This is a genomic window from Piscicoccus intestinalis NBRC 104926 (assembly GCF_001515525.1).
Lineage (GTDB): Bacteria > Actinomycetota > Actinomycetes > Actinomycetales > Dermatophilaceae > Kineosphaera > Kineosphaera intestinalis.
This window is the reverse complement of record NZ_BCNQ01000229.1, coordinates 1-4397: the sequence shown is the minus strand read 5'-3', so window position 1 is coordinate 4397 and position 4397 is coordinate 1. Positions and strand designations below refer to the sequence as shown.

Here is a 4397-nt window from a genome sequence, read left to right as displayed (position 1 = left end):
CCGGACCGACTCCGGCCCAGATCGCCGCCGCCGCGTACGCCGCGGCTCTCCAGGCCGGGGGCCATGGCGACTCCGCCGACGCCGCGGAGCACACCGACGGGGTCGACGAGGCCACGCAGGCCGTGGCCGACGCCGTCTCCGGTGCCGTCAGCGAGGCGCTGCGCGACGCGGCCCGCGACCGGGGCTCCCGGCCGACGAGCGCCGAGTCGCCCGAGTCATCCGACGAATCGCTCGAGGCGCTGGAGTCGATCGAGCCGCTGGAGGACATCGAGTCGCTCGGGTCGAACGGGGCACCGGGGAGCCTGGCGGGTGCCGCCGACGAGCCCGACGCCTCGATCGGGTCCGCGGGTTGGGGCGAGAGCGATCTTTCTGCTGGCTCCGCTGACTCCGCGGGCTCGTCCGGTTCGTCGAACGGCACGGGGCCCTCGGAGCCCGTGGCGCCGCGTCGCCGCGGTGGGCGTCGCGCCGTTCGTGCCGGGGCGTCCGCACCGGCCGGCTCGGGCCAGGCGGGGTTGTTCGTCGCGCAGTCGTCGGGTGGCAACGCCGAGGTCGCGCAGGTGCTCGCCGCGGCGACACCCGAGCCCGCGACCGAGCCCGCTGCTGAGTCGGACACCAACGGCCGGCGCCGCCGTAGCGCCCGACGCGCCGTCAGCGCCCCCGCCGGGCCGCCGACCTCTGCCGAGCCAGAGCCGGTCGAGTCGGAGAAGCCTGAGCCTGAGCCGGAGCCTGTCGAGCAGCCGTCGCCGTCCGAGCCCACGCCGTCCGAGCCCACGCCGTCGGAGTCGGAGCCGGAGACGGAGACGGACCCCGGTTTCGCGGGCCCCGCCGATCCGCCGGTCGAGACCGATCATGTCGACGTTCGGCCCGCCGAGACGCAGCCCGAGCAGCCGGATGAGCCGGAGCAGACCGGGCCCGCGGACAGCGAGCCGGCCGACACTGGCTCCGACACGGTCTCCGAAACGGATTCCGGGGACGAGACGCAGGACGCGGAATCGGGCCCCGGCGGCGAGGACAGCGAGCAGGGCTGACGGTGAGTCGCCCGAGGTCGCGCGGTTTGGTCTCGGGTCGGTAGTTCAAGTAATCTGGTGAGTCGGTGCGTCCACCGAGTACCCGCGCTTCGCGATGTTGCAGCGGGCCGGTCCGAAGCGGCGCTTCGCCCAACAACGAGCAGGAGTGAGTCAAACGTGTATGCGATCGTCCGCGCAGGCGGCCGTCAGGAGAAGGTAGCCGTCGGTGACGTGCTCATCGTCGACAAGGTCGACGGAGCGCCCGGCGACAGCCTCGAGCTCACCCCGCTGCTGCTCGTCGACGGCTCGACCGTGACCACCGACGCCGACACGCTGGCCAAGGCCACCGTGCGCGCCGAGATCGTCAAGCCCACCAAGGGCCCGAAGATCACGATCCTGAAGTACAAGAACAAGACGGGCTACCGCAAGCGCCAGGGGCACCGTCAGCACACGACCCAGATCAAGGTCACCGCGATCGACGCCTGAGCGTCGGGCGACCCCAGCTAGCGATAGGTAGGCACAGACATGGCACACAAGAAGGGTGCGTCCTCGACTCGCAACGGGCGCGACTCCAACGCTCAGTACCTCGGCGTCAAGCGCTTCGGCGGTCAGCTCGTCAACGCGGGCGAGATCATCGTCCGCCAGCGCGGTACCCACTTCCACCCCGGTGAGAACGTCGGCCGCGGCGGCGACGACACGCTGTTCGCCCTGGCCGCCGGCGCCGTCGAGTTCGGCACCAAGCGCGGCCGCAAGACGGTCAGCATCGTCGCCTCGGAGTAATCCCGAGCGACACAACACGTTGGCGGAGCCGGTGTCGGCTCCCACACAAGGGGTGGGTCACGACGACCCACCCCTTGTCGTTGAGACCCGACCTTCGCTGAAAACTGCGTGTCGTGGTGAGGACTGCGACCCGGACTGCAGTTCTCACCACGACACGCAGTTTTCAGGGAAGTTGGGAGAGGGAGGGAAACCATGGCGGCGTTCGTCGACCGCGTCACCCTGCACGTGCAGGCGGGCAACGGCGGGCACGGGTGCGCCTCGGTGCACCGCGAGAAGTTCAAGCCGCTGGGCGGGCCGGATGGCGGCAACGGGGGCAGCGGCGGCGACGTCGTGCTCGTCGTCGACCCGCAGGTCACGACGCTGCTCGACTACCACCACACCCCGCACCGGCGGGCCGCGAACGGCCGGCCCGGCGAGGGCGAGGAGCGTAACGGCGCCGCCGGTGACGACCTCGTGCTGCCGGTGCCCGAGGGCACCGTGGCCCGCAGCGCCGACGGCGGCATCGTCGCCGACCTGGTGGGCGCCGGCACGCGGGTCGTGCTGGCCCGCGGCGGGCGCGGCGGGCTGGGCAACAAGGCGCTGGCGTCCAAGCGCCGCAAGGCCCCCGGCTTCGCCCTGCTGGGGGAGCCGGGCGAGGAGCTCGACGTCGTGCTCGAACTGAAGAGTCTCGCCGACGTCGCCCTCGTCGGCTTCCCGTCGGCGGGTAAGTCGAGCCTGGTGTCGGTGCTGTCGGCCGCCAAGCCGAAGATCGCCGACTACCCGTTCACGACGCTCGTGCCGAACCTCGGGGTCGTCACCGCCGGCGACGAGCGGTTCACGGTCGCCGACGTGCCGGGCCTCATCCCCGGCGCGCACGAGGGCCGCGGCCTGGGCCTGGAGTTCCTGCGGCACGTCGAACGCTGCTCGGTGCTCGCGCACGTCATCGACTGCGCCACCTTGGAGCCGGGCCGCGACCCGCTCTCCGACCTCGACGCCATCGAGCACGAGCTGCGCCAGTACGTGCCCGACGAGGTGCTCGGCGGGCGACCGCTCTCGGAACGCACCCGGCTCATCGTGCTCAACAAGGCCGACGTGCCCGAGGCCCTGGAGCTGGCCGAGTTCGTCAAGGGCGATCTGCAGGGCCGCGGGTACGAGGTGTACATCGTCTCGGCCGTGGCGCGAACCGGGCTGCGCGAGTTGACGTTCGCGATGGCCCGGCACGTGGCCCGGGAGTCGCTGCCATCATCCGATTCCCGTCAGCGCGTGGTCATCCGGCCGGTCGCCGTCGACGACACCGGCTTCGAGGTGCGCCGCGAGCAGACCCCCGAGGGCGAGGCCTTCCGCGTCATCGGTGAGCGGCCCACCCGCTGGGTGCGTCAGACCGACTTCGCCAACGACGAGGCGGTCGGCTACCTGGCCGACCGGCTGGCCCGCTCCGGTGTGGAGGACGAACTGCTCAAGGCGGGCGCCGTCGCCGGATCGACCGTGCTCATCGGCCCCGGCGACAACGCGGTCGTCTTCGACTGGGAACCGACGATGAGCTCCGGCGCCGAGCTGCTCGGTAGCGGCGGACCGCGCGGCACCGATCCGCGGCTCAGCGAGCGGCAGCGCCCGAGCCGCGCGGAGAAGCGCGACGACTACGAGTCGCGCCGCAGCGCCAAGCGCGCCGCGCGCGCCGAACTGGCCTCCGAGCGCGAAGCCGGGCTCTGGACCGACCCCGACGAGTGAGCGGCGCCGATCTTCGATTCACCGGATCGACGATCCCGGCACGCGTCGGTTTTTCATCGCCGCAGGTCAGCGGCCCTCCTGGGAACGGGCGGCGTCATCGGGATCGTCGATTCGGCGATACGTTCGGCCGGGCTCGCCGTCGATGGGCGTGGCCGCCGCGATGAGGTGGGCGAGATCGAGCTCGGCCGGGGTCGTCACGTGCACGTTCGTCGGCTCACCGGGCACGACGACGACCCGGCCACCGGCATCGGCGACGAGCGCGGAGTCCTCGGCGGTGCTGCGGCCCGCGGCGTGGGCCCGGCGAAACGCGGTGGCCCGGAAGGCCTGTGGCGTCTGCACGAGCACCCGAGTGCGCCCCGGATCTGCGGGGGTGCGGGGGAGGCCGGCCACGCGGGTGCCGTGGGCGTCGACGTCGGCGAGTACCTCGGTCAGGGGCAGCCCCGGGAGCGCCCCGTCCGCGCCCGCGAGCACCGCGTTCGACCACCGCGTCGAGCAGGGCGGTCGAGGCCAACGGGTGGGCCGCGTCGGCGACGACGATGACCGCTGCCTGTGTGGGCACCGCCGCCAGCGCCGCCCGCACCGAGTCGGCCCGCTCGGCGCCCCCGGCCACCGTGATGAGCGGTCGCCGTCCCGAGCTGGCCTCGGCTCCCGCGGGGAGGGCGACGACCAGTGCGTCGCAACGATGCTCGAGCGTGCGCACGGTGCGCTCCAGGAGGCTGGCGCCGGCGAGATCGAGGAACTGCTTGGGGCGCCCGAAGCGGGTGCCGCCGCCCGCGGCGAGCACGATGCCCCACACCGGGCCGTCCGCGCGGCGGTACGGACGGCCCGCGGTCATCGAGGTTCGCGGCGGTCGGGGGCTTCGTGGGGGCCGCTGGCGGGCCCGGCCGGCCCGGCAGGCGCGGC

General features: G+C 73.2%; 4 protein-coding genes and 2 pseudogenes. 4 read left to right on the top strand and 2 right to left on the bottom strand.

Annotated features, from left to right (window positions below; translation table 11 throughout):
* From PINTE_RS23470 to obgE, 4 genes and pseudogenes are all read left to right on the top strand, one after another.
* A pseudogene (locus tag PINTE_RS23470) lies at positions 1-1028 on the top strand (hypothetical protein); the annotation flags it as partial.
* 156 nt (positions 1029-1184) lie between these two features.
* Positions 1185-1493 (top strand): 50S ribosomal protein L21, encoded by a 309-nt coding sequence (gene rplU, locus PINTE_RS20455; protein WP_068434296.1) that lies wholly within the window; start codon positions 1185-1187, stop codon positions 1491-1493.
* A 39-nt stretch (positions 1494-1532) separates the two neighbouring features.
* The gene (rpmA, locus tag PINTE_RS20450) at positions 1533-1787 is read left to right on the top strand and encodes a 50S ribosomal protein L27 (protein WP_068434294.1); all 255 of its coding nucleotides are present in this window, start codon (positions 1533-1535) and stop codon (positions 1785-1787) included.
* Between the two features lie 192 nt (positions 1788-1979).
* On the top strand, positions 1980-3494 hold the full coding sequence (gene obgE, locus PINTE_RS20445; protein ID WP_068434292.1) for a GTPase ObgE: 1515 nt from the start codon (positions 1980-1982) through the stop codon (positions 3492-3494).
* A gap of 66 nt (positions 3495-3560) precedes the next feature.
* Here the strand turns inward: obgE and PINTE_RS24665 are convergent, their stop codons facing one another.
* Together PINTE_RS24665 and PINTE_RS25180 are read right to left on the bottom strand one after the other, a co-directional pair.
* The gene (locus tag PINTE_RS24665) at positions 3561-3965 is read right to left on the bottom strand and encodes a 2-C-methyl-D-erythritol 4-phosphate cytidylyltransferase (RefSeq protein ID WP_245643084.1); all 405 of its coding nucleotides are present in this window, start codon (positions 3963-3965) and stop codon (positions 3561-3563) included.
* A gap of 49 nt (positions 3966-4014) precedes the next feature.
* Positions 4015-4329 (bottom strand): annotated as a pseudogene (locus PINTE_RS25180) (IspD/TarI family cytidylyltransferase); the annotation flags it as partial.
* Between the last annotated feature and the right edge of the window lie 68 nt (positions 4330-4397).

What these genes read in the sequence shown, in the direction of transcription:
- obgE (WP_068434292.1), top strand. Translation starts at nt 1,980, where the DNA reads ATGGCGGCGTTCGTCGACCGCGTCACCCTGCACGTGCAGGCGGGCAAC.
- rpmA (WP_068434294.1), top strand. Translation starts at nt 1,533, where the DNA reads ATGGCACACAAGAAGGGTGCGTCCTCGACTCGCAACGGGCGCGACTCC.